The organism is Clostridium sp. UBA4548, from assembly GCF_002387895.1.
Taxonomy (GTDB): domain Bacteria; phylum Bacillota; class Clostridia; order Clostridiales; family Clostridiaceae; genus Clostridium_J.
On the sequence record NZ_DGLI01000043.1, the window covers coordinates 13924 to 37003 of the forward strand.

The window sequence follows — 23080 nt, forward strand, 5'->3', positions numbered from 1 at the left end:
TTTAACTTTTTCCTCCATATTGTACCATATGTTTTCAAATTATTACATATTTTTTATTTTATTTGTGTAGCTTTTTTGTAAATAATATAATTTAATTCACTAAACAATTGAAAGTTGCCAGTTCTGTTTGTCCCAACAATACATTTATCAATTATTTCAATATTATTACCACATTTGATATCTTTTAAAAAGACCTTTATTTTTTCATGAATTGAAATATCTTGTTCAAAACAACAACCATTGTCCATAAATCAAATTTTCTGAATTATTTCCCAGGTAAAGTTATTGTATATTAGTATTAATTTTCATCTATTTATTTATAAAAATAATAAAATAAGAAGATAAAATAAGTTGTATTTCCCACTTTATTAACTCTAAAGTGACTTTTAATTTCACTAATTATTATGCACTTTTATAATTCGTTCATTTCTACAAAAAGTTTATATATAAAGTTACAAAATACATTTTTTTGTAATATATCCTTATAATTTGTATTAATTTGTCTTTATGATTATAAATTGTATAATTAGGTTTCAACTTATATATAAACTCTCTAAAAATTCACTACTGTTTTATTTAAATAATAATATTTATGGTTATAAAGCTCCTGTTGAATAAACTTAGATTAATTTAAAAGCTTTCGGTAGTTACCTTTACCGAAAGCTTTATTTAACATTTTATTTCTATTGTCATGTTCTCTGCAAACTCTCTACTTTTTTCTTCTATTCCTTCCACTTGAAAAATAGATTTTGGGTCGTTTGCTATAGCCATAAGTGAAAAGTATGGAGGTAATCTAAATCCTTTATTAATATTTAAAGCTCCAATTAGTTGTTTAGCTATAGAATCGCTGCCTGAATTTCCTGAAACTATTATTGCAAAAATGCTTTTTTCATGAAAAGACATTTGCCTATATAATACGGTTAGCCTATTTATTACTGCTGTTAAGTTTGCAGCTACTGCATCATTATAATTGGGACATAGCCATACTATAGCATCATATTTTTCAATTGCTGGAAGTACTTCTTCTGCCATTATACCTCCATAAAAACACCTATTATTTTTCCCGTAATGGTTACAAAGCTTATAGGCACATCCATGACAATCCTTTACTTCACCTGCTTCAATAAGTAATTCCTTCACCTCATAGTTTTCCAGATGCCTAGATACCATATGCCATAAATCTAAGGTATTTGAAGTTTTGTGTGGACTTGAGTATAATGCTAATATTTTAGGATTTTCTAAAGTAACAAATTTGCCTTCTAATAATCTCTTTGTCAGTTCTCTACAATTTTTTAGGCATATTTCTTCTAAGGATAAATCTAGATTTTTTTGCCAAGTAAGAAAGTTCTTCAAAGAGCTTATAGCTTCAACTAGTGGATGGCCAATGAAACTACACCCTAACCCATTAGCAATAAAAATAATATCCTGTGCTGTTCTTTTAGTACCCTGCTCTGTTTCGCTATGTACTAAAACTGCACCCATAGATCCACTAAAACAATCCTTGCCTTTTTCCATAATCTTAGAAAGAAAATTTAGCATAAACAAGTCTGTACCAAGCTCATTAACCTGAGAGATAAATAATAGTTTTTTATTTCTCAAATTAGGGATGTTTTGTACATCATTTACCAAAACATATTTCCTATCTTCTATAGCCGCTCTCAACATATTTTCTAAGGTATCACTTATGGGTGTATTGGGCAATATTACAAATAACTCCTCCATACCTGCCTCCTTTAACTTAAATTTTTTCAAGGCTTAACTACTAGATCAGAATTTTTTTAGTTTATCTTACTTAATTTTCTTTTGCTTTCTTTTTCACTTTTCTCATACACCAAGTGGGTGATTTCTTATTTTCATGGTTTTCCCTGCACTCTCCACAATTGCCATGGCGAGGACAGTTCCTTGTACATGGGCAATTAGGATTTAATGTTATAAGCTTTTCCTTCTTCATAATTTTTTACCTATTATAAAGAATGTCTAGTAATTCATAAGTATGCTGAAGCCTCTGAAAAAGCTCCTGTGGAAGCTTTAAAGTTTCTAGTTCTGTGCATCCATCTATAAGTTTATTTCTACAACCCATAAAAGTACCTCCAATAAAGGTAGCACTATAATGCCACTGAGAATTTATTGTACTTAATAATGATAGACTTCCTGAGGACAAAGCTGGTGCAATATAGGGTTTAAAGCCTGCACTTCGGACTTCTAGATTAGCTGTTTTAGTCTTTTCAGTAAGTTCTTCTGAAAGTTTTTCATTATAATTTTCAATGCTATTTGCTATTATTAGACCTTCTCCATGAGGCCCAAACGCTCTTCCTTCTAATGGATACATTTCTGTTTCCTGATTTTCCATAGCATAATAACAGGCTCTTGCATTCATAACTCCTAGTCCATATCCTCTAATTTGTTCTGGTGCTAATCCTTCAAAATCCATATTTCCCATTTCATTCTTATTGCTTTCTTCATATGCAACTTTGCACAATAAATCAACCGGGTCTGAAACCACTGCAAAAACGCCTTTAAATCCACTTTCCCTTGCCTTTCTTGCATAGGAACCTAGAATTTTGGAATTCCCCTTAAATTGTACAAGTCTTACATCTTCTCCTTCTTTGCCTACCTCTGGAACTCCAACTGATACACAAAATACAAACATATCACAATTAAAAACTCCCTGTTCCTTAAGGCTTACCATCTTTATCTCTCTTTCCATCATATCTGGAGATAAAACTTGCCCTAATTCTAGTTTCCAGCGTTTTATCTTATTTTCATCCCTATCATAAAGCCCTAAATGAGAAATTCTTTCATGACCTAAAAGTTTAAGTCCTGTTAAAAGAATTCCTCCCACATCCCCCAATCCTACAACATTTATTCTCCACTTTTTAGGTTCTTCATAATCTACTACTCCTGGCCAGCTGTGGTAAGCCATATTTAAAGAGATGACTCTTCTATCTTCAATAGCTTCTACTATCCATTGAGGGTTCAACACGTTATTTTCATCAACCTTTTGTCCCTTACAGTTTCCATATTTTATAGGGTTTTTAAGTAAATTTAAATTTTCTTCTTCTATAAATAGCTGTTCTTCATTAGTTATAATAAAACTTCGCCTTGAAAACCTAGGGTTAAGCAAATTTAATGCAAATATTTTCCCCTTATATCTTTGTGCTTCAGCTTCTGATATTTGAAGAAAATCCTTAAAGTTATTTTCTCTTAAGCCAAAATAGCTTTCTTCTTTATTTGCATAATTACTTATATTGTTGTTTATGGAATTATAGTTCCTATATTCTTCATAGCTTCTATTTGAAATCATTAATTTATCTTTGTATTTATAATAAAACATATTATACCCCTTTCTTAAAACATGCTTTCCATTCTACTCAATTGTTCTAAATCATTTTGAAGATAATGAGATGGATACATACTTAAATCATAATACATATCCCTACCTATATCAGGGCGGCGAGGAATGGTTAGCACTTCTCCAAGTGAACTTAAGGTTAAATTACGAGTATATAAAAGATGATATTCGTTTTCTAAAGCTCTCAATATTTCAATAGAATTTTCTATGCAAACCTTTGAAAGTTCATAAATACTTTTCTTGCTTGCATTTCTTATAAAGATTGGATAGGTATAGGGCATAATTGAAGTAACGGAAGGAATTAAATTTCTTCTTGGATAAATCCCTCTCCACAAGGCATCTCCTCCAATAAAAGGATACATTGAATTTTCATTAAACCAAACCTTTAGCTTTGGAATAAAATACACTGCATCTACTTCCCTATCCTGCATATCCATTAAATCCTTTCCTCTTCCGGACAAAACTCCTGCAATGATTTTCTGCACCTGCACTCCTTCTTTCTTTAAAAGGGGATCAAGTGCTTTCATTCTGTATCCCTTATGAAGAATGTTATCTACAAGTATTACTGGTCTGTTAAAGGATCTTATCATTTTTATTTGATTTTCTAAATTTAAATAATATGGAGACTCTCCTATAAAAAAGCTTTTCATATCTGGACTATAATATTTTTCTGTATGCAAAGCCTTTGTTACTGTATTAGGTACCACGTACCGATCTAACATATCTCCATAGGGTACACACATAGCAGCTCCATATTCCTTACTAGTACCTAATTTAGTTGATACTCCATTCTCCTTACAAACCTTTTTAATCATTTTTTCATGCAGTACGTGAGTGTCAAAGGGCAGTATAAGTTCACCAGGATATACTTGTGTTAAAGTCTCCTGTAACCTTTTTCTAGTTGAAGCAATCACTGATTTTACTCTTCCACTACTTCTAAAGGGTTCTTTTAATACATTCTCTATATCTAAATTAAGCACACATGGATTGCTCATGTTCACCCCTAGAACTGGTATAGTTTCCTCAATAGTCTCTAATTCCTTAAATCCACAGAGCTTCATACTTTCTAGGGTAGATAGAGAGTAAAACTCCTCAGCTTTAGGCTTAAAAAGTGCATACTCATAATCCTTTGCTATAGCATAAGCTAAAGTTTCTGTAATTAGTATTTCCTCTAAGGCTTTATTTTTATCTTTATTATTTACATAAATAGCATCAATAAGAATAAGTCTTCCTGTACCACTTTCACGAACATATCTGGATACCTTTTCGCACAGTACTTCATTATAAAGATTATTAGATCTAACCCAATGTAGTGCAGAAAATCCTAATACCTGATGAGTTTCAACATTTTTAATAATCACTAATTTTGAAGCAGTTTTTTGGGAATGCTCTTTTAAAAACTGAGAAACTAGCTCCTTATCTTTAGAAGAGTTACCTATGATTTTAATTAATCCCTCTGTAATTTCTTCAGCAAACTCAATATGGATATTAGAAGAGGTTAAAGCTAATTTTTCCAAAGGCTCCCTTTGATAAAATCCATTTTCATAGATATATTGCTGGACTAATGGATCTATCAAACTAGATATATCTCTATTTCTATCAATATAATCTCTTATTTGGCTTGAACTAATGGTTGCATAGCTTGGCGGAAGATTTAAGATCATTACTTCTCCCTGTATTTTCTTTTTAGCCTCCTCTAAGTACTTACTTTTTCCCCGCTCAAAAATTATATGTGGAAAACTATGAATAGAGTTTTCACTATTTTCTCTTCTATAACAAGAGGCATTTAGTATTACATCACTTCCAGCTACAAAATATACTTCTGAATGACTAAAATTTTCTTTTAATCTTTTTAAATCCTCTGAATTAGAAATATTAGTTTGAAATATTTCTGGGTAGATAAATATATCTAATTCATCTGCAACAGACATATTTATTAAAATCTTTCTCAATAAATTAGGTAAGGTTTTCTTAGACCAAGAAAACTCATCCACTGCTAAATAAACTTCAAAGCCTTTATCTCTTATTGCCTTTGCAATAATTTTATGGCTTATGGAAAATGGGTCAAAGGTACCTGGGAAAAAGGCTATTTTCGATGATATGGGTATATCTATTTCTCCTTTAAAAAAGCTATAATCTGATATAAATCTATATATATGATTTAAAGCAGCAGAATTAGTTAGAAAAATAATTCTGTCTCTTTCATCATCAGTAATTAAGGTAAGGATTTTCTTACCAACAAGCTTGAAAATATTATACTTTTCTTCCAAAGACAAAGTTTTTGCGCCAAAGATATCCTTACCTAAACTACTTATAGCAGCTTGTTTAACTCTAATTTTATAGTCACCTAGACCATTTAATAATATTCCTATCATATTTATAAGACGTTTATGACTTGCTTCCTTCTTCTCAATAAATCTACTCTGGTATTTTCCATAGCCTGCTACACAAGTTCCAATAGTTTTGAGAATTAGAGGCTTAATATTTTCCTCTGAGGATTTTATTTTATATTTAAAATCCTCAATAATCTCATTTAATTCTTTTGGTTCTAACCATAGAAGAACTTCTCCTAACAAGGGTGGAATATACTCAGTAAACCTGTGCTCATCTATTTCTAAGGCTCTTAAAAGCTCTACTGCTACTTCATTTCTTTCTGGTAAAGTTAGGTGAGGCATAATTCTAAGTATAGCAAAACCAGCCCTTTTTCTTACAGTTTCTATTGCACTTACCTTTATTAAATTACAAAAATGAATAGCTGTATGAAGTCCTGTAATTCCTATGTTTTTAAGAGTGTATTCTAAAAGTAATTCAATTTGGTTTTTCTTTTTAATCCAATCTGTCGCAGATTTTAAATTACTTAAAAATATTTCAGGAATTCTAACATTATCAAGGTCGCAGTATCTCTCAAAGATGATAATCTTTTCCCTCATATTAAGCTGAGTTGCTAACTTTAACTTCAGCAAATTCTCTGTTGGAATTTTACTTCTACTATTTGATATAGAAAGATATTCTACTGCCATTTCTCTAAGTTCATCATTTGAGTTTGATTTTTCTAAAACCTCACTCATAACCTCTAGAGCTGCTAATCTTAAAGTAGTATTCCTTTTTTTAGCCATAGAAATTATATAATTAAATAAAAGCCCTAGTTTTTCCTCATAAGGTTCCACGGGAATATACTTAGCTGTTTCTAATAGAAACAACTGGGTTTCATTGCTTAAGTTTCCTGTAGCACTATAGTAATCCATCAATATACTTCTATAAGTAGCTATAAAGGTTCTTCTGCAGTTTTTAAATAGTGAATTTACCATAATTCTCGTGCTGTAGCCTATCCAACTTCTATGACTTGCGATTATTTTATAATTTGGATAAAGCAATAAATCTAAATATTCCTTAAATAATTGACCACTATTAATCTCTGACTTTTCAAGAATCACATTTTTGGGAATTTCCTTATTGTAATCCTCATCAAAAATCCCAATTAAAATTCCTATAAGTTCTGCACAATGTCTTCTTATATCATCTTCTGGGTGAGTAAGATTGTCATACAAAAATCTCATAGTTTGTATCTTTTGTTTTTGTGTTAAATAAGTAGAGTATTCTTCAAAGACCCTTATGTATTGTCTTAAATTCTTCCAATGTTCCTCACTTCTTGCTTGCTCAAAAATTTCCTCAATAGAATACTCATCACGAAGAGCATGCATAAGCTTGATATTATGGTTTATTGAAAGGTACCTTAGATTCTGAACTACCTCCTTCCCCTGCATTAAGGAGTAAATAGGTTTATCAATAAGAGTTAAGTTTTGATTTTCCTCAAGAGTGGTATCAACTCCAATACTTACTAAATAATCCTCAAAATCCTTAAGCTTTGCATAAACTCTTCTATATCTTTTTTCTTTCTTATCATCCAGATTTTCTAACTTATCTAAAATTACTCTAAAAGAATCAGCAAGGGAAAATATATGCATCTTTGCCCCTTTGTCTGTTTGAATATTTTTCACTCTGAAATCTGAATAAATTAAGATAAGATTCTCTAGTGAAAGATTCTCTAGTTCTAAATCCCAAGTTGAGTGATTTATTGCTACATTCCTTATATAATTAATATTATGTTTTTTAAACCATTGATCTGTGTAATAGTAATGAAGATGTGGAACTCTCTTAAGTTCCTCCCCTTTACAACCATACTTTCCTATATCATGACCTGCTGCAGCTCCCGAAACTCTCCCTAAGTCTACTGGGAGATTTTTAAGCTTCGCCTGTCGTCCAATGTATAAAGATAAATGATGAACTCCACAAATATGATCTAGTGTATTGTACCCAAATACTTCTCCGTTTAGCTTCATAGTTTCATAAATATAGTCCCTTTTAAAAGCTTTAAGAAACTTTACATATTCCTCATCACTTTCAAGTCCTCTGATTTCTCCCTGTGTTAAGAACTTTATAGGGTACAAGCTTTGCCAGGTGCTATCTTCTGTATTCTTTTGTACCTCAGATACAACTCTTAAAACTTTTAGGTACACTTCACACAGAGCATCATATAAGGAATTTAACTTAATTGGTACTGCTTCTGGAAAAGATTTCTTAAGCGAATAATTATATAAATAATTCAACCATTTATTTTGATTATCTTCTAATTGAAAATTTATATCTAAAGTAACTTCCTCTTCATCTTTATAAACACTTTTTGATCTATTAAATTCTAATATATTTTTCATTAACTCTTCACAAAGTAAAAGAGTTCTTCTACAACTAAAATCCTTTTCTTCCGCCATGGTTACTAAATTTTCTATATATGAATTACTTTTTAAAAATTCTCCAACTAATGCCTTCGAGATATTGCTAACTTTTAAGTATCTAGAGGTCAAAAGCTTTTTAGATATTTTTTGATTAAGCTCTTTAAAACTTAAATTTTCCATAGATGCCCTCCTAACAAACTCTACAATGGTTATTTGTTCATTTCTATTACCTATATTATATTTTAAATTATAACCTTCTAATCTAGTTATTTATAGTGTGTGAAAAATAAATAATCTTATATCTCCTCAATATAGTAGTAAGATACTTTATTTCACTGTATATATTAGCACTTACTGAATATAACCTTTTAACTTAAGAAATAATAAAACCATAGTTATAGGAGAAAGGAAGTTATATTCATGAATTTAAATATAGATAAATCCTTAGTATGCCCAAAATGTAATTCTAACCATTTTGAAATGAAACGAGAGGCTACTTATGTGTATACTTATGAGGTAAATCCATCTGATATGGTTTCTGATATTAAAGAAACAAAAGAAACTCCCTACTTATTTGATAATAGAGAACAGATCAATGAAAAAGAGTATTTAGTCTGTAAGGATTGTGGTTCCACATATCCTTGCTCTATTGATAGAAATAATAATAAAATTACTCTTACAATACTTCGAAAAGCCATTCGTGCAGATCATCAAGAAAAACCAGAATATTGGGGATAAAGTAATTCAAAAATGTTTTTAAAAACTGATTTAATTATACTTCTAGATAGAATGTCTGAAGACAATATATCTTTTAGCAAAATTAAACCTATTATCAAAAGCACTAAGAAATTGACTTTTTCATTACTTTTAAAAAGGGCTATCTCAAAATGAATATTTATTAATTTAATACTAATAAAGCCATGAATAGTAGAGGAGTTATTTATCTACTATCCATGGCTTTGGTATTACATAGGACCTTTATGCATTGTGCAGTATCCTCTCTTTTATAGTTTCAAGTTCTTTCAACATTTTTACTTATTAATATCAGGATACACATAGATATTTTCTGGTGTTTGAATTTTTTCCACCTTAGTTACTTCTATCAAAGGTAAGGTAAAAGCCTCATTATTTTCTAAAGAGCTATACTGGGTGCTTTGAATTACACCTTCTATATTAACCCATGTATCCTTTTCTAAATTCTTTGCTTCAGCCCATTTAGCCATTAACCCCATAACTTGAGCATCTGCAGCACAACAGGCCATAGACATTCTACCTACAACAAATTCACCCTCTTTGAAATCTTCTCGCTTAAATACAAAGCCAGTAATTACTACCTTTTTACTTCTGTATTTTTCTAAGTTTGATCCAATATCATTAACAGCTTTATAAAAATTACCATCATCTATTATTATAGTATTATCATTTGTTAAGGATAAGGTTTCTTTTAACTTATTTTCACTAACTTTTTCATCCTTACTATTTGAACTAGGAGCCTTTAATTTATCCCTATTGGTATAACTTGGCAAACTCATAGTTTTATTTTCCGCAATAGCTAAGTTTATTCCCTTTTCTGCTGATACAAATCCTATAATTAAAGTTAATAGTAATAATATATAGCTACTACTTATTGGTTTATAGTTTTTAGGAGAAAACACCTTATTTCCTTGATAAAAGGTTAATATAGTAAACATAATTAGTGCAAACATCATGTAATTTATCATTTTGGGACTAATAAAAGTCTTTATTTTTCCAGTAAAGATTAAGTAATAAAAAAGTGTTGAAAATCCTAAAAGAACAATAAAGGTGAAAAACTCTTCTATATTAAACTTCTTCATTTAATCACCCCAAACATTACTGCCACATTTGTGTAAGCAGCTATGATGAAAACTACTAATCCTATATAGACGGTCAAAAGAATAGCTACTTTGCCTTTAAAATTGCCAAATAGCATGAAGGTGTTTTTTATATCTAACATTGGCCCAAGAAGTAAAAAACCTAAAATAGAACCTACTGTAAATTGCGATAAAAAGGTTCTTGCTATAAAAGCGTCTGCTTCCGAACATATTGATAGTAAAAATGCCAGTGCCATCATTATGCCAATAGAAGCCATAGGCCTACTACCTAGGGAGGTCATTACATCTCTTGATACTAAGGTTTGAAATACCCCTGATATGAATGCTCCAAAAATTAAATACTTACTTATAGATAAAAATTCCCTAGTGGTATGATCAAGAATTATGCTAAGCTTTGATTTATACTTATATAAAGGATTATTAATGTCACATCCACAATTACATCCATACTCATCTTTATATCCGTTATTCTTAAGTGGAGATATGGCCTTCTTTTCCACCATAGATATAAAAATTCCAATGGTTATAGCCGCTATAATTCCAAAGCCACCTCTCATAATCACCATTGAAGGCTTATCATAAAAGGCATAATAAGTTGATAAAAGCACCACTGGATTTACTATGGGTACTGCCAGCATAAAGGTTACCCCCAAACCTAAAGGAAGGCCTTTTTTTATCAACCTTCTAGCAATAGGTATAATGGCACATTCGCATACTGGAAAGATGAACCCCATAAGTGAAGCTCCAAAAAATCCTAAAAATTTGTTCTTAGGTATTATTTTTGTTATGGTTTCCTCTGACACAAATACTTGAATTAAAGCAGATACAAATGCACCTAATAAAATAAATGGGATACCTTCAAGAACAATACTTGTAAAAATGGTTGCAAAGCTTTGAAGCATATTTGTATCTATGACTCCTATATTCTTCATCCTTAGCAAACTAAAAGCAATAACTCCTATTATTGCGATATAAAGAAGGAGTGTATATTTTTTTTCATAATTAACTCTATTTTCCACTATTCTTCTCCTTTTGATTTACAAATGATTTGCTAATTAAATTCTTCTCAATACTCGGTCTCTATTTTTTATTTATGCCCTTAATTTTTTTAAAAATATGTCCCATGTCTTTAAAATTCCTCTATGAAATAATTTACTCCTGTTAAGGGTTTCTTTTATATTGCTAATATGTTCTACTTCTAATATTGGTATAAACGCTTTATATACTTTAATAGTTTGTGTCACAGTATTTAGAGAGTCCTTATGAATATCCTTTGTATTATTTAAAATCACTAAATCGCTTATTTGAAGACAAGGTAACAAGAATCTTCCCATATTATTTAAATAGGTGATAAAGGTTACCGCCTCGGAAACAAAATAAGTTGTAGTTAACTTTGAAAGTTCCTTGATCCTTTTACTGTGAATAAGCTCTAGCAATTTATTAATGTCTTCTGTACCATTAAATTCTATGATAACTCTGTGTGGTGTTATCTTCTGCAGAATATCACTAAACCTTCTTTCAGAAAACTCTTCGTAGCTCATAGGTGCATATCTTATATTTTTATTTTTTATAAACTTTTCTTCAATACTTCCAGCTCCACATTCTAATTGTATTATTAAAACTTTCTCCTCTTTACCTAAAGTATGTTCTAATAAGGCGTTAATAAAAGTGGTCTTTCCTGAACCTATGAAGCCTGTTACAATTTCAATATCTGTTTTCATCATAATTTTTACCTCTATTTTGAGTTAAGAAATAACTTTTTAATTGCTTCCTTATTTAGTCCACTTCCAATAACACAAACCCGACCTGTATACTCAGGATAACTTTCTCTCATTTGAAATTCTTCTGGTACATAATCAAATTGAATCCACTTCTTTTCTTCAGTCTCCACAATACCTTTTGCTCTAAGTATTGTCCCGTAGGTTGAATCCTTTTCCATGACTTGTAGAAACCTTTCAAGAGATTTTTCACTAAAAACCTTTGGTGTTTCTATACCTACAGTTTGAAAAACTTCATTTGCCTTATGATTTACAGAATTTCTTATTTTACCTGCCAACATTGGCTTTTTAACTAAATTTACACTGTCCAAAGTGTCATTCCCTTTACTTTCACTAATAGCTATTATTTTCTCTGCTTTTATATTCTCCCAAGGTGTAGTAATGATATGTGCTTTGGTGTTGATAGTTTGTAAACTTTCTACAACCTCTAATAACTTATATAGAGAAAGCTTTTGACTTCTACTAATGATTAGTGTATTAGCATTTTGAATCTGATTTTTATAAAACTCACTAAAATTTTTAATGTAAGTGTGATACTTTAATCCATCTACTACTGTAATTATCATATTGATTATTGCTAACTCTTTTATTTCTTCTCCTTTACATACATTTAAAATATCAGATAATTTTCCTACACCTGATGGCTCAATTATTATTCTAGTTGGATTAAATTTTTCTATAACTTCTTTTATTGCCTTACTAAAATCTGAGGATACTGTACAACAAATGCATCCAGCATTTATTTCTCTTACTTGAACATTGGAACTCTTTAAAATACTTCCATCAATTCCCACTTCACCAAACTCATTCTCAATGATAACAATATTTTCATGTTGTAGTTTTTCACTGATTAACTTCTTAATAAGCATGGTTTTTCCTGCACCTAAAAATCCAGAAAGTATATCTATCTTTGTTTTCAAAATTCATCTCCCCCACTAATTTTCATATGATTTTATAATTAATTCATTGTAATCATCTAATGACTATTCTACTTGTGGTTTTTAATAGCACCCTAAAAACCCTTTGTACTCCTTTAAATTTATATTTGAACACCTGTAAGTTTATGCATAAACCTAACCTTATATATAAAATAAATTCCATAGTAAATAATGATGTTTAGACTAAATTTTTACTTTTACTTTAATAATATTCTAAAACAAAAAAGAAGTAAATGCAAATTATTTGCATTTACTTCTTTTTTGCATGATCTAAGTTAACCTCTAAGTAGTAATTAGAGTGATTCTTAGCTAATCATTTCCACAAAGTATTTGTGAAAACTTAAATCCTCAGTTAACTCTGGGTGAAAGGATGTTGCTAACATGTTCTTTTCTCTACAAGCTACAATCTTTCCATCAACTTCTGCTAAAATATCTACACTTCCCCAGACTCTCTCCACATATGGAGCACGAATAAATACTAAAGGAATTGGTTCTTTTGAAATTCCCCTAATAATCTTTTGTTCCTGAAAACTCTCTAATTGACTTCCATAAGCATTTCTTTTTACTTCTATATTCATAACCTTTAAATAAGCTTTTGGATCCTTATTAATTTTTTTAGCCAGAAGTATCATTCCTGCGCAGGTTCCCCAAACTGGAAGCCCTTTTTCTATTCTCTCCCTTAAGGGTCCTATCAAAGAAAATTCTTCTAGGAGTTTGCCAATAGCAGTACTTTCTCCCCCTGGTATTATTATTCCTTGAACTAAGTTTAATTCCTCTTTGGTTTTTACAACTATAGCCTTTACTTCAGTAAAACTGTGAAGTTTATCTATGTGCTCGCTTACTGCTCCTTGAATTCCAAGTACACCTACGGTAATCATAACTTTCTCCTTACCAGCCTCTATTAGCATATAAATTTGCTTCTGGAATTTCTCTAATATCTATACCATTCATTGCCTCACCAAGCTCCTCTGACACCTCTGCAATGACCTCTGGATTATTATAATAAGTAGTAGCTTTAACTATTGCTTGTGCTCTTTTTTCTGGATTTGAAGATTTAAATATACCTGAACCCACAAAAACTCCATCACTTCCTAATTGCATCATTAAAGCTGCATCTGCTGGTGTTGCTATTCCACCAGCTGCAAAATTTACTACTGGTAATTTTCCATGATTTTTTACGTATACAATTAAGTCATAAGGTGCTCCCATTTCCTTTGCAATGGTCATTAATTCCTCTTGAGACGCAAGTTGAACTCTTTTTATATCTGAAACCATAGTTCTCATATGTCTTACAGCTTCTACTACATTGCCTGTACCAGCTTCTCCTTTTGTCCTTATCATTGATGCTCCTTCACCTATTCTTCTAAGTGCTTCTCCTAAATTCCTAGCCCCACAAACAAATGGAACCTTAAAACCTTTTTTATCTATATGAAAAACTTCATCTGCTGGTGTTAAAACTTCACTTTCATCAATATAATCAACATTTAAAGCTTCCAAAATTTGAGCCTCTACAAAATGACCAATTCTCACCTTTGCCATAACAGGTATGGTTACAGCACTTTGAATTTCCTTAATCATTTTTGGATCAGACATTCTAGCAACACCACCTTGCTTTCTTATATCTGAAGGAACACGTTCAAGAGCCATAACAGCTACAGCACCGGCTTTTTGTGCAATTTCTGCCTCCCTTGCATTGATCACATCCATTATTACTCCACCTTTTAGCATCTGAGCTAGATTCTTGTTTAGTTCATATCTTTCATTCATAATAAACTCTCCTTTACAAATGTATACTGGCATTATACAATAATCGTATCGTTACAATTATTGTATAGCCATCTAAATTCAACCAAATTATTGCATACAATTTTTTCTGAGTCAATACAATTTAAAGGAGAAATGAAAATTATGGATATTATATCGATACAATTAAATAAAGAAATAAACACTCCTATGTATCTCCAACTTTCAAGTTCTCTTGGAGAGTTAATTAAAAGTGGAAAGCTAAAACCTAAAGAAAAACTTCCTGCAATCAGAAAACTTGCTAATGATTTAGGAGTTAATAATGTTACAGTGGTAAATGCATATAAACAATTAGAGACTAATGGATATATTAAGGCTATAAAAGGAAGTGGTTACTATGTACTTCAGTTAGAAGAGCAATGCCATGAAAAAAAAGCCACTGGAAATAGCTTGGGTGAGGATGAGTTTTTAGAGCATGAGGATATTAAACTTATGTCTAGCGGCCAAATAGAACTAACTTCTAGTACTATTAATTTTGCCAGTGCCACTCCAGATCCTAGCATATTTCCTATAGATGCTTTTAAAAATTCCTTAAATGAAGTTCTGGATAGAGATAAAGGATACGCTTTTGGATATCAAGAAAGTAATGGTTTTGAACCCTTAAGAGAATCCCTTTGTAACTTTCTAAATTTTTACAATAATATAAATGTAAAAAAGGAATATATACAAATAGTATCAGGTGCTCAACAGGGTATAGATATTATTGGAAAAACTCTTTTAAATCCTGGTGATTATGTTATTACAGAAAATCCAACCTATACTGGAGCAGTTTCCGTTTTTAAATCTAGAGGTGCTCAAATCGTTGGAGTTCCAATAAATGAAAATGGTATAGATTTGAAGGTATTAGAGAGACAAATTATTAGGTATAATCCTAAACTAATTTATGTAATGACTAGATTTCAAAGTCCTACTACAATTTCATACTCTAAGGAAAATCTTGAAGGTTTATTGAAACTTACTGAAAAATATAAGGTATATATAGTGGAGGATGATTCTCTTGCTGGACTTTCTTTTGAGAATTTCCATGAAAGTCCTTCTTTAAAATCCCTTGATACGCTGGATAAAGTAATTTATATCAAAAGCTTTTCTAAACTTCTGATGCCTGGTCTTAGAATAGGATTCATAGTATCTCCTGAAAATCTTTCTAGTGAGCTTCTTAAGGCAAAGCACTCAACAGATATTTCCTCATCTGGATTGATACAAAGAGCACTTCATTTATATTTTGAAAAAGGTCATTGGGAAGATCATATAAATTATATGAAGGATATCTATAAGGAAAAATATGAGGCCATGTTAAAAGAGCTAAATAATCTTAAAAAATATGGAGTAACTTTCATTGAACCTAAGGGCGGGCTAAATTTTTGGGTTACACTACCTCAAGGAGTGGAAGCTACTAAACTTTACCTTGAATGTGCAAAAGAAGACGTGCTTATAGTTCCCTGTAAAATTTTTTACGTAAATAACTACAGAAATAATGACAATACTATAAGATTAAGCTATGCTGCTACAAATCTTGAACAAATAAAAACAGGAATGAGAGTACTGGAAGCTTCCATTACCAAAATATTAAACAAGTCCAAAGGTCGAACTTATATGAGTCCTATGATTTAATCATATTCCAATAAAATAGTTCTCTAGCTCTTATGGATGTTTAAACGTGTTTAATACACAAATCACCAATTAATAATTTATTTTTTTAGTTAAGTAATAAGGTTACAACACTCCTTAGGAATAATATTGTTCATTATTCTCAATAAAACAGGGAATTCACGCTTTATGCAAAATTCCCTGTTTATCTTAGATTTCATTTTTTATTATCCCTACTATAATATTACTTCTTCGCTAGTAATATGTAGTAATATATAAGTTAAAATACACCGCTATATTAAGAAATTATTATAAATATATATTTAAGTATCCTTATATTTATTTCTTTATAAAAATATAAGAATACTTAAATAAAAGAATATATAGCACTTATGCGCTTTTATGCATTTTATACTAAATTTATAACCACTTAATTTTAAAAATTCTATTCTCCAGCAATATTAACATTTATAAGCTCTAACATCTTAGGTCCAGTAAAGCTTCCGTCTTTGTAAATTTCTTTTGATAAGAACATATTATTTTGTACATTCTTAATATTACCAGACATAGAACCTCCTGTTACTGGAGTTATCTTTTCTCCATCGTAGTAGAAACCAAGTCGAATTTCTCCTGCAAAGTCTCCTGTTAAAGAATCTATCTGGAAGTCTGAAAAGGCAACTAATTCTAAATATGGCTCCCTTGTCATTTCCACTATAGGCTTTTCTCCACACTTTACTACAGTTTCATCAAGATTACCTGTAGGTTCTACCTCTAAATAATGAGAAAATCTAGTGTTTCCATGATAAGTTTTTAAAACTCCATCTTCAATGATAGTTACTTCTTCGAGCTTAAGTCCATCATTATCGTAAGGTGCAGATCCTTTTAGAGTTATAGTAACCTTATCTCCCTTAATTTCATTACCTTGAACTCCTTCACCAGGCTTAAAATTTGAAAGTTTATTGTAAACTGCCCCTACGCTAGCCTTATCCATGTAATAAGAAAACATACTCTTAAGAGCCGATTTTCTTAAAAGCACTCTATAGTTTCCTGTTTTAACTGCATTATTAGCTTTAACTCTCCACTTAGTTAGTTCGATAGCATCTTTAACACTATCTGCAATTAACTCTTCATCTAAATCTCCATATCTAAATACATTGAAAAGCTCCACGTCTTGCTCCTCAATCCATTGAGTAATACACTCCACTTCGGAGGAAAACTTCACAAAAGTTACGTCTACACCTTCAGAGTTAATTATTCTTTTTGTAATTTTCTCTAGGAATATCTCTGAAGAATTGATTCCTCCTTGCTCACAGATATCATTTTTATAAAGAGCTTTTTGTATAGCAAGGGCTCCCGCTTCTAAGGTATATCCACTAAATTTTGATGGAAGGGTTATTTCACCACACTTCTCACCCTTTACTAATGGATAGAATTTATTTTTAACAAAACCTGCTGCATATAACCCATCCTTTAGAATAATTCCTATTTCATCCTCCTTCATAGTTGGATATATGTCCACCTCTGAAGAACCTCTATAAGTCTGGTCATTTTCCTCAAAATCCTTATAAACCGTTACCTTGTAATTAGTAATCTTCTTTTTTCTATTCATATCCAGAGCCTTTTTAATAAAAAACAACTCTACACTTTCTACAGTTTCTACGTTAATTTTATATTTATCTATATCAGCTTTCATTAATTCATTTATAATTTTCTCAACCATTATCCTAACCTCACTCTCGCCTTAATGTATGGCCCTCCACAAGACACTTTAACCCATTCTTTATATCCTTTTCCACAGAAGCCTGCTCCACCCATTTCTAAATCTTCTGAAACCATAGATATTGATTTTAAAAGGTCTGGAACGTACCCTGTAAGAATAACAGGCGAATAAACTTTTCCAGTTAATTTTCCATCCTTTATTTCCTTAGCCACATTAACCATGCACTGAATTCCCCAGTTCTTAGGATCTTCCATTCCACTGGCTGACTGTTCTAGTAAAAATCCATAATCAATTGAAGCTATCATATCCTCTAATTTATGTTTTCCTGGTGAGAAATAAGTATTTGTCATTCTAGTATACGCTTTTCTTTCATAGGATTCTCTTTTCCCATTGCCTGTAGGTTCTACACCTAGACTCAAGGCTGAAAGGCTATCGGAAATGCCTTGTTTTAAAATACCCTCCTCTATGATTATAGTATCCTGAGCTAGTACACCTTCATCATCAAAATTATAAGAAGAGGTTTCTTCAATCCCCTTAGCTCCATCATGCATAACAGTTAACTCTGAAGCCACATACTCTCCTAAATACTCCTTTGATTTTGCCCTATCTTTTAGGAACATATCCATCTCTACTCCATGTCCAAAAGCTTCGTGAGCAATAAGTCCAGTAACATCTGGGTCACAAATAACTTCATATTCTCCCGGTGGCATTGGCTCTGCATCTAATAAAACAAGCGTATTATTAACTACTAATTCTACAGAAGCTTCCATTTCCTCTAAAAGCTCACCACCCTTTAAGCCTGAAAAACCCTTATAGGAATATTTTGTATTTTCATCCTTAGAAGCAATGCAAATATTTGCTCCATTACCCCACATATAACTTTGCTCTAAATCCTTATTCTTTGAAAGATATAGCTTATTTACATGAAGATATTCAAATCTAACTCTATAATCTATTATTTTTTCTGATTTTACTAGTCCATTGTTCATTATAGCAGTAAGTCTTTTGATTACTTCCTCGTCCTTTAAAGTCTTTGGATTAATCTTCACTTCCTTGCTAAAGACTTTCTTCATTTCTTCTTCCTTAATTCTTTCATATTCATTAAATGTGAGTTTTCCCATAGCTTGCTTTACAAATCCACCCAAGTCTTTTCTTATTGTTTCTGCGATTTCAAGCACAGTATCCTTTGATATTTCATTAAAAGAGTACTCTGAATAGTTCACATCATTATGAATTCTTACCACAAATCCCCTTTCATTGCAGTCATTTCCTGAAATAGCTGAAGTTCTTCTAGTAACAGAATAAACCTTTCCTATACAATCCGTTGCTAATATAGATACATAAGGAAAATCTTTGGAAAGTTCTTTTACTAGTAATTTTAAGTCTTCTTTAATTTCCGTAAGAAAACTACTATATTTTAGTTCCATGTTTTATTCCCCCTTTTACACAAACTACTTTTTTAATATTCAGTATATTATTATAATGGTACTACTTTCTAGTGCTAATTACAATAAAATTCCATTTCTCTCATAGCTTATTCCCTAATCCTCTTAAGAATTCTTGTTGCTTATATTAAAAATTCGTAAATAATGTTATTTATCTAAACTTAGCTTCTAGTATCTAATAAATTTAAATAATTTTAAACACCACTATTCACTTAATAACTCCTAAGTTTTTGTATAGTGTAAAATTTTTGTAAAACAAAAAGATTTATTTACAAAAGGACTTTCATCCAAATTCATCAAACAAATGGACTTAATTTTTATTTAATTAAAAAAAGTCATTAAGCGGTGTAACCCTTACTCAATGACTTTTATCCTAATTCCTTTAATTATACAAATTTATCATAATAAAATTACTTCTTTATTGCTTCATTGTAATTTCAAAATTTATTTTTCTGGAAAAATTACATCCATAAAACTTATATTAATTTCTTTTGACAATTCTTCAAGTTTTGCCACCTGAGCCTCAGCCCCCTTAGCAACTTCGTAACCTTTTACCCCAGTAATTACTGCATCAAATCCATTCATGTATTTTTTATGAATAAAGCTTGCTTCTTCACTATGATTGATTCCATTAGCTTTTTCCCTGAGATCCATAAGCTTATTCACATTTTCGTTAACATTTTTGTTTTCCTTAATTTCATCAATTGCTTTGGACGCTTCTGTAGTTAAATTTTTCATTTCTTTTACATAGGCAAAGTCAGTTTTATATCTTTGGATTTCATAAGATACAGGCTTTTTGGCAATAAAAATATTATACCCACTTACACCTAAAGTCAGAATTAAAATTAAAGATATCACCGTTCTAATTACACCTTTAATAAATTTTATAACTAGAATTAAAAGGCCTAAAGCTACTAAAACCATGATAATATTATCCAAAGTAAATCCTTCCATATTCTCGCCCCCTTTTTATATTTTCTATATTATACCACGAACATTTACTATTTTCTCTATTATTACTATTCATCTACTGAGAATCCTACTATAGGTCGGGATTATTTTATTGTTATTAAAGCAATTTATATTGACTTACTAATTATATGTGGCCTATACAACTTAAAATACTGCTATTCAGTTTTGATGATTTTTGACGATATACTTATGGAGGTGTCATATTTTTCACTATACCAATTTATATTTTTTCTATTCTATTGATTATATTAAACTATAGCTATATAATTAATAGTTGAAAAATATTGGTAACATATAACTTTAAAAGAAAATTCTACATAATGTGACCTTTAAAATAATACTATATTTAACTAAATTATATAAAACACTTTCTGGAGGTATAAATATGTTCGGAAGAAAAAAAAATACTCCTTCTACAAATATTGTAGATACTACAATAGCAGTGAAAAACACTCCTGAGGTTAAACCTAACAGTAATAGCAAATTAGCTTTGTTAAAGTATAACCAACAATGTATTTCTCAAAGGATAGTTAATAAAGTTGGGGATGCTACCTCTGTTACAGAAAACCTTATAACTATGATTAACGATATTGCAGGTCAAGTTGAAGTTCAAATGAGCTCTATCGAGAAAGTATCTGACGGTGTTAGAGAGTATAGCGCCTTTGCTGAAGAAGTTATGGCTAATACTGATAATACTAGAACAATTGCTGAAGAAACTTTGACTACAGCAAAAAAGGGAACTGATGCTGTACATAAATCTATTGATGCCATGGATGAAATTAAATCTTCAGTAGACAATGTAAGTTCTTTAGTAAATAACCTAAGCCACAAAGCAACTCAAATTAATGATATGTTAGAGATTATTAAAAGCATATCTAAACAAACAAATCTTTTGGCTCTTAATGCTGCTATAGAAGCTGCAAGAGCTGGTGAAGCTGGAAAAGGCTTTACAGTTGTTGCTACAGAAGTAAAAAAATTAGCTGAAATGAGTGCAGAGTCTGCTGATCATATTTCTAAAAATATAGTGGAAATAAATAATAGTGTTGCTCAAACCCTAGACGCAATGAAGGTAAGCTCCTCTAAGGTAAATGAAGGAACAGAAATTGCTCACAATACATTACAAGTTTTTGATGAAATTACTGAAGCAGTAACTAGTACTACTGAAGTTGTTAAAGAAATTAGTAATGCTACGGCATCACAAACAAATATTTTAGAAAAGATAATGTATGCTACAGAAGATATGACTAAGGTAGCAGAACACCTAGAGCAAATGGCACAATATGCTTCTTTGAACACTGCATACACTAAAACTTCCTTAGCCGCTTTGGATGATGTGTCAAAGGATATGCAAGTTCTTACTAATGATCTTCTAAATGAAATTAAAGATGTTGAAGAGAAAAAAGAATCAGTACTTCATGCCTGTCATGGTAAGCCAATTACCTTAGATCCTGCAAATTGTATCGATTCTGATGGAAACCAGCTTTTATCAAATGTACACAGTGGATTAATTTCTCTTTCTTGTGAAGGTAATATACTTCCTGGTCTCGCTAAAAGTTGGTATGTAGAGGAAGATGGATTAACTTGGATATTTAATCTAAGAAAGGGTCTTAAATTTCATAACGGAAAAGAAGTTACCTCTGATGATGTAGTATATTCCCTTCAGAGAATATTAGACCCAAATTTAAAAGCTGATAATGCTTGGTATTTAGATTTCCTAGAAGGTGCCCATGAATTTATGACAAGACAAGCTTCTTCTGTTTCAGGTATCAAGGCTTTAGATAGATATAGAGTGAAATTAAAACTAGCTTCTCCTTACATGGGTTTCTTATTAAACTTAGGACAAGTAGCTACCTCTATTCTTTGCAAGGAAGATTGTTTAAAAGGAACAATTACTGGTTGTGGAGCATTTATTGTTAAAGAGTATAATGACAAAGAATGTGTACTAGAAACCTTTAAAGACTACTATGGTGGTACTCCTTATGTAGATAAGGCAATCATAAGCTTTAACACCTCTGGAGCCGTAGCTGGGTTCATAGATGGTACTCATGACTTCATAGTTACAGATACCGATACTGACATTACAGAGATAAAAACTAAAACCGGTTTAGATCCTAAGATTGCTGAAATATTAGGAACCTATTATTTCGGTTTAAACTTAGAGGGTTCTTCTCCTCTTGTTAAAAGTAAGGAAGCCAGAAAAGCAATTAATCTTGCTATAAATAAAGATAGAATAGTTAAAGAGATTCTTGGTAGATTAGGAGTTGCAGCAAAGGGTCCAATTCCTCCTGGAATGTTAAATGGAGCCACTGGAAAGGGCTATGATTATAACCCTACCCTTGCAAAAAGCATACTTCAAAAGGAAGGAATATCAAATAGAACTTTAAAAGTTAATCTGCGTGATACAGATACTGAAAACACAACTAACGGAAAAGTTCTTAAACTTATAGTTGAAGACTTAAATGCTATTGGTGTAAAGTGTGATATTACAGTTGTTAAAGCAAGTGAATATCTTACTCCTGCTGCTATAAAAAATTGTGATGGCTTTATGAGTAGATGGATTGCTGATACAGGAGATTTGGACAACTTCTTGCAACCACTATTCAACTTCGAAAATTCTACAAACTTTGTTCGTTATAATAATGAGGAAGTAATGGATTTGTTAAGCGAAGCTAAAAAAGTTATAAACCCTGTGAAACGATTAGAACTTTATAAGGAAATTCAAAACATTATTGTGGATGAAGCTCCATGGGTATTTTTATTCCACCCTCAAAGAGCATTTGTGCACAAAAGGGAATTACTTGGCTTAAGACAAACCATTACTGGCCACTATAAATATGACGATATAATCATATCTTAAAAAAAGCTTAAGGGAGCTTCACCTGCACCCTTAAGCTTTTTT

Annotated in this window: 17 protein-coding genes; 3 read left to right on the forward strand and 14 right to left on the reverse strand. The window is 31.0% G+C overall.

From position 1 onward, the window contains the following. Positions 1–53: 53 nt before the first annotated feature. The 5 genes from B3040_RS15240 to B3040_RS15260 form a co-directional block, all read right to left on the reverse strand. The gene (locus B3040_RS15240; RefSeq protein WP_291574961.1) at positions 54–248 is read right to left on the reverse strand and encodes a hypothetical protein; all 195 of its coding nucleotides are present in this window, start codon (positions 246–248) and stop codon (positions 54–56) included. A gap of 421 nt (positions 249–669) precedes the next feature. Beyond that, the gene (locus B3040_RS15245; RefSeq protein WP_291574963.1) at positions 670–1722 is read right to left on the reverse strand and encodes a flavodoxin family protein; all 1053 of its coding nucleotides are present in this window, start codon (positions 1720–1722) and stop codon (positions 670–672) included. A 70-nt stretch (positions 1723–1792) separates the two neighbouring features. Further along, the gene (locus tag B3040_RS15250) at positions 1793–1951 is read right to left on the reverse strand and encodes a hypothetical protein (protein ID WP_291574965.1); all 159 of its coding nucleotides are present in this window, start codon (positions 1949–1951) and stop codon (positions 1793–1795) included. Between the two features lie 6 nt (positions 1952–1957). Then, positions 1958–3334: a lactate/malate family dehydrogenase gene (locus B3040_RS15255; protein ID WP_291574967.1), complete on the reverse strand. Its 1377-nt coding sequence runs from the start codon at positions 3332–3334 to the stop codon at positions 1958–1960. A 14-nt stretch (positions 3335–3348) separates the two neighbouring features. Next, entirely contained in the window at positions 3349–8265 is a 4917-nt protein-coding gene (locus B3040_RS15260; RefSeq protein WP_291574968.1) for a cytidyltransferase, read from the reverse strand. A 321-nt stretch (positions 8266–8586) separates the two neighbouring features. Between B3040_RS15260 and B3040_RS15265 the strand changes: the two genes are divergently transcribed. Continuing rightward, positions 8587–8823, forward strand: coding sequence for a hypothetical protein (locus tag B3040_RS15265; protein WP_291574970.1), 237 nt, complete (start codon positions 8587–8589; stop codon positions 8821–8823). Between the two features lie 293 nt (positions 8824–9116). Here the strand turns inward: B3040_RS15265 and B3040_RS15270 are convergent, their stop codons facing one another. The 6 genes from B3040_RS15270 to pdxS form a co-directional block, all read right to left on the reverse strand. Continuing rightward, a complete protein-coding gene (locus B3040_RS15270) occupies positions 9117–9920 on the reverse strand; it encodes a TIGR03943 family putative permease subunit (protein WP_291574971.1) in 804 nt (267 codons plus the stop codon). Beyond that, on the reverse strand, positions 9917–10870 hold the full coding sequence (locus B3040_RS15275) for a permease (protein WP_291574974.1): 954 nt from the start codon (positions 10868–10870) through the stop codon (positions 9917–9919). Before B3040_RS15275 ends, B3040_RS15270 begins: the two co-directional genes overlap by 4 nt. A gap of 159 nt (positions 10871–11029) precedes the next feature. Continuing rightward, positions 11030–11662, reverse strand: coding sequence for a GTP-binding protein (locus B3040_RS15280; RefSeq protein ID WP_291574976.1), 633 nt, complete (start codon positions 11660–11662; stop codon positions 11030–11032). Between the two features lie 11 nt (positions 11663–11673). Continuing rightward, the gene (locus B3040_RS15285) at positions 11674–12636 is read right to left on the reverse strand and encodes a CobW family GTP-binding protein (RefSeq protein WP_291574978.1); all 963 of its coding nucleotides are present in this window, start codon (positions 12634–12636) and stop codon (positions 11674–11676) included. Between the two features lie 323 nt (positions 12637–12959). Further along, positions 12960–13532: a pyridoxal 5'-phosphate synthase glutaminase subunit PdxT gene (pdxT, locus tag B3040_RS15290; RefSeq protein ID WP_291574980.1), complete on the reverse strand. Its 573-nt coding sequence runs from the start codon at positions 13530–13532 to the stop codon at positions 12960–12962. 10 nt (positions 13533–13542) lie between these two features. Beyond that, positions 13543–14421, reverse strand: coding sequence for a pyridoxal 5'-phosphate synthase lyase subunit PdxS (gene pdxS, locus B3040_RS15295; RefSeq protein WP_291574982.1), 879 nt, complete (start codon positions 14419–14421; stop codon positions 13543–13545). A gap of 141 nt (positions 14422–14562) precedes the next feature. On the opposite strand from pdxS, the gene B3040_RS15300 reads away from it, so the two are divergent. Continuing rightward, entirely contained in the window at positions 14563–16068 is a 1506-nt protein-coding gene (locus tag B3040_RS15300) for a PLP-dependent aminotransferase family protein (protein WP_291574984.1), read from the forward strand. A gap of 421 nt (positions 16069–16489) precedes the next feature. On the opposite strand, the gene B3040_RS15305 is transcribed toward B3040_RS15300, so the two are convergent. The 3 genes from B3040_RS15305 to B3040_RS15315 form a co-directional block, all read right to left on the reverse strand. Further along, positions 16490–17764 (reverse strand): metallopeptidase TldD-related protein, encoded by a 1275-nt coding sequence (locus B3040_RS15305; protein ID WP_291574986.1) that lies wholly within the window; start codon positions 17762–17764, stop codon positions 16490–16492. Continuing rightward, positions 17764–19191: a TldD/PmbA family protein gene (locus B3040_RS15310; protein WP_291574987.1), complete on the reverse strand. Its 1428-nt coding sequence runs from the start codon at positions 19189–19191 to the stop codon at positions 17764–17766. Before B3040_RS15310 ends, B3040_RS15305 begins: the two co-directional genes overlap by 1 nt. A 462-nt stretch (positions 19192–19653) precedes the next feature. Next, the gene (locus tag B3040_RS15315; RefSeq protein ID WP_291574989.1) at positions 19654–20163 is read right to left on the reverse strand and encodes a hypothetical protein; all 510 of its coding nucleotides are present in this window, start codon (positions 20161–20163) and stop codon (positions 19654–19656) included. 403 nt (positions 20164–20566) lie between these two features. On the opposite strand from B3040_RS15315, the gene B3040_RS15320 reads away from it, so the two are divergent. Further along, positions 20567–23038 (forward strand): ABC transporter substrate-binding protein, encoded by a 2472-nt coding sequence (locus tag B3040_RS15320; RefSeq protein WP_291574991.1) that lies wholly within the window; start codon positions 20567–20569, stop codon positions 23036–23038. The last annotated feature ends 42 nt before the right edge of the window (positions 23039–23080 follow it).

Coding starts and splice junctions, on each gene's coding strand:
- B3040_RS15300 (WP_291574984.1), top strand. CDS start 14,563: ATGGATATTATATCGATACAATTAAATAAAGAAATAAACACTCCTATG.
- B3040_RS15280 (WP_291574976.1), bottom strand. CDS start 11,662: ATGATGAAAACAGATATTGAAATTGTAACAGGCTTCATAGGTTCAGGA.
- B3040_RS15275 (WP_291574974.1), bottom strand. CDS start 10,870: ATGAAGAATATAGGAGTCATAGATACAAATATGCTTCAAAGCTTTGCA.
- B3040_RS15245 (WP_291574963.1), bottom strand. CDS start 1,722: ATGGAGGAGTTATTTGTAATATTGCCCAATACACCCATAAGTGATACC.
- B3040_RS15315 (WP_291574989.1), bottom strand. CDS start 20,163: ATGGAAGGATTTACTTTGGATAATATTATCATGGTTTTAGTAGCTTTA.
- B3040_RS15250 (WP_291574965.1), bottom strand. CDS start 1,951: ATGAAGAAGGAAAAGCTTATAACATTAAATCCTAATTGCCCATGTACA.
- pdxT (WP_291574980.1), bottom strand. CDS start 13,532: ATGATTACCGTAGGTGTACTTGGAATTCAAGGAGCAGTAAGCGAGCAC.
- B3040_RS15310 (WP_291574987.1), bottom strand. CDS start 19,191: ATGGAACTAAAATATAGTAGTTTTCTTACGGAAATTAAAGAAGACTTA.
- B3040_RS15260 (WP_291574968.1), bottom strand. CDS start 8,265: ATGGAAAATTTAAGTTTTAAAGAGCTTAATCAAAAAATATCTAAAAAG.
- B3040_RS15240 (WP_291574961.1), bottom strand. CDS start 248: ATGGACAATGGTTGTTGTTTTGAACAAGATATTTCAATTCATGAAAAA.
- B3040_RS15320 (WP_291574991.1), top strand. CDS start 20,567: ATGTTCGGAAGAAAAAAAAATACTCCTTCTACAAATATTGTAGATACT.
- B3040_RS15270 (WP_291574971.1), bottom strand. CDS start 9,920: ATGAAGAAGTTTAATATAGAAGAGTTTTTCACCTTTATTGTTCTTTTA.
- B3040_RS15255 (WP_291574967.1), bottom strand. CDS start 3,334: ATGTTTTATTATAAATACAAAGATAAATTAATGATTTCAAATAGAAGC.
- pdxS (WP_291574982.1), bottom strand. CDS start 14,421: ATGAATGAAAGATATGAACTAAACAAGAATCTAGCTCAGATGCTAAAA.
- B3040_RS15305 (WP_291574986.1), bottom strand. CDS start 17,764: ATGGTTGAGAAAATTATAAATGAATTAATGAAAGCTGATATAGATAAA.